Source organism: Gardnerella massiliensis, from assembly GCF_003408845.1.
GTDB lineage: Bacteria > Actinomycetota > Actinomycetes > Actinomycetales > Bifidobacteriaceae > Bifidobacterium > Bifidobacterium vaginale_H.
Genome location: NZ_LRTV01000008.1, coordinates 82,214 through 84,340, shown reverse-complemented (window position 1 = coordinate 84,340; position 2,127 = coordinate 82,214). Strand labels below are relative to the sequence as shown.

The 2,127-nt window shown below is 48.7% G+C and carries 3 protein-coding genes; 2 read left to right on the top strand and 1 reads right to left on the bottom strand.

Going from position 1 to position 2,127, the window contains the following annotated elements; all coding sequences use genetic code 11:
- Positions 1 to 196: hypothetical protein (locus tag AXE77_RS06745; protein ID WP_205727528.1), on the bottom strand; the 196-nt coding region annotated here is incomplete at its 3' end.
- Positions 197 to 678: 482 nt separating this feature from the next.
- On the opposite strand from AXE77_RS06745, the gene AXE77_RS05050 reads away from it, so the two are divergent.
- Both AXE77_RS05050 and AXE77_RS06655 read left to right on the top strand, forming a co-directional pair.
- On the top strand, positions 679 to 1,620 hold the full coding sequence (locus AXE77_RS05050) for an AEC family transporter (RefSeq protein WP_116712412.1): 942 nt from the start codon (positions 679 to 681) through the stop codon (positions 1,618 to 1,620).
- A 41-nt stretch (positions 1,621 to 1,661) separates the two neighbouring features.
- On the top strand, positions 1,662 to 1,961 hold the full coding sequence (locus AXE77_RS06655; RefSeq protein ID WP_165846078.1) for a hypothetical protein: 300 nt from the start codon (positions 1,662 to 1,664) through the stop codon (positions 1,959 to 1,961).
- Positions 1,962 to 2,127 lie beyond the last annotated feature (166 nt).

Sequence of the window (2,127 nt, the reverse complement as noted above, 5' to 3'; positions counted from 1 at the left end):
CCATCGCCTCACCTGCGGCACCGGTGCCACGCGTCACTCGACGGCCGCGGCGGCGACGCATAACTCCAACAGTCTCCTGAGCGTCTGCGTTTGCATTATTCGATTTATTGGCTTCACCTTTAACAGCACCATTAGCAGCACCTTTGGCTTCATCTTTGGCGGCACCTTTAACGGCATCAGCGTTTGATTCAGGCACAGTTATATTATTTGCAGCTTCCGATTCGTTGAAGCTTTCTCCTATTATTCTGGGCACTATGCTCCTCACGAGACGCTGCATCGCCTCGCAGTTCTTGGCTTTAAGATGGGCACGCGTATGCGAACCACCCAAAGGCCCTCAACAAAGTCTCGTTGCGTAAAACGGCGGACGCCAGCCTCGCTTAAACCCCGCGAGGGGATCGACGCCATCAATCGCTTGGCGGCTTGCAGTGCCGCCGCTCTCTAGTATGCCATACCACCGAGTCAAATATTGAGATTTGAACGTTACTTCCCATCGCACTTCCGTTATTTCCTTCACACTCACGTAAAGTTTTTGTCGCCTTTCAGCGAGATTCCGACATTTCCTATACACGACTGTAAAGTTTTAATCACCTCTACTTAAAAAAGTTGCGTAGCACTCCTATAGTTACACAAGAGGTTCGCACGTAGCGTTGCGTACCACTAACTTTTAGGAGGCGAGACATGGGCTTAATCAGCGCTATGCAAGGTTTTTGCGTAATCGGCATCGTGATTCTTGCCGGCTACATTACTGCGCGCCTGCGAATTGGCGGTTCCCAAGCGCAGATGGTCTTAAATCGCGTGAGTTTCTTCGTTTCCAGTCCTTGCTTAATGTTCGCGATTCTTTCTAAAGAGCCTATTTTTGAGATTTTTCATTCGTCGATTTTTGTTGCGTTCTTTTCTGCGATGATTGTTGGAGTTGCGTTCGTATTACTGAACCGCCTGTATTTTCGCCTTCCTGCAGCCGACTGCACGATTGGCGCGCTTAATTCGTTATATTTAAACTCAAATAATATTGGTTTGCCAGTTGCCACTTATATTTTAGGAAATCCTGCGCTTGTGGCACCAATTTTGGTTATGCAACAGGCTGTGTTTACGCCGGTTGGTTTGACGGTTCTCGACATTACAACTACCGGCAAATTCTCGCTCAAGCGTATTGCGCAGCAGCCTTTGAAGCAGCCGCTTTTAATTGGTTCTCTCGGCGGCATTATTATTTCCGCAATTTCAGCTAAAGTTGGCTATTTTCCCGTTCCGAATTTTTTGTACGATCCTGTTAAAATGATTGGTGATTCCGCAGTTCCTATGATTTTGATGGCTTTTGGCATGTCGCTTTACGGAAGTAAGCCGCTGCAGAAGAATTCAAACCGTGCGGCGATTGCGACGGTTGCGGTGCTGAAAAATTTGATTATGCCGATTGTTGCGTTTTTGCTAGCTTACTTTGTGATGGGTTTTCGCGGGGCGACTTTGTACGCTTGCGTTGTGCTTGCGGCACTTCCGACGGGTCAGAACGTGTACAATTATGCAGCTCGATACAACGTGGGCTTAAGTTTTGCGCGCGACGGCATACTATTTTCTACCGTAACCAGCCCAATCTGTATAGCAGTAATCGCCGCAATCTTGGGCTAATTTCCTACGCGCTTTCTGCCGCTATATAAACTCTCCGGCAAATGTTCCAAAAAACCACCAAAACAGCAACAAATGCCGGAGAATTCCCCGGCAAATGTTCCACAAAAACGCCAAAACAACAACAAATGCCGGAGATTTTCCGGCAAATGTTCCACAAAAACGCCAAAACAACAACAAACGCCGGAGATTTTCCCGCAAATGTTCCAAAAAACCACCAAAACAGCAACATTTTCCGGAGAAAAAACTCCGGCAAATGTTCCACATCAACACTTAAGCTCGCGCGGATTGCGACGCGCTCGCTACGAAACTCGCGTTGGAAGTCCCCCGGACTTCCAACCTAAGCGAGTTTCCGCTCCGAGTTGCCTTCGCGCGCTACGCTTAAAGCGCTCAAGCAGGTCGTCGCGCTAGCAAATCAAGTCGCGCGCGGAAAGACGGCCAATCCGTGCGCATTGCCGTAAGCAGCTTCAACTTCGGCACGTCGTCAATCGGCACCCACTTGATTTCCAT

What these genes read in the sequence shown, in the direction of transcription:
- AXE77_RS06655 (WP_165846078.1), top strand. Translation starts at nt 1,662, where the DNA reads ATGTTCCAAAAAACCACCAAAACAGCAACAAATGCCGGAGAATTCCCC.
- AXE77_RS05050 (WP_116712412.1), top strand. Translation starts at nt 679, where the DNA reads ATGGGCTTAATCAGCGCTATGCAAGGTTTTTGCGTAATCGGCATCGTG.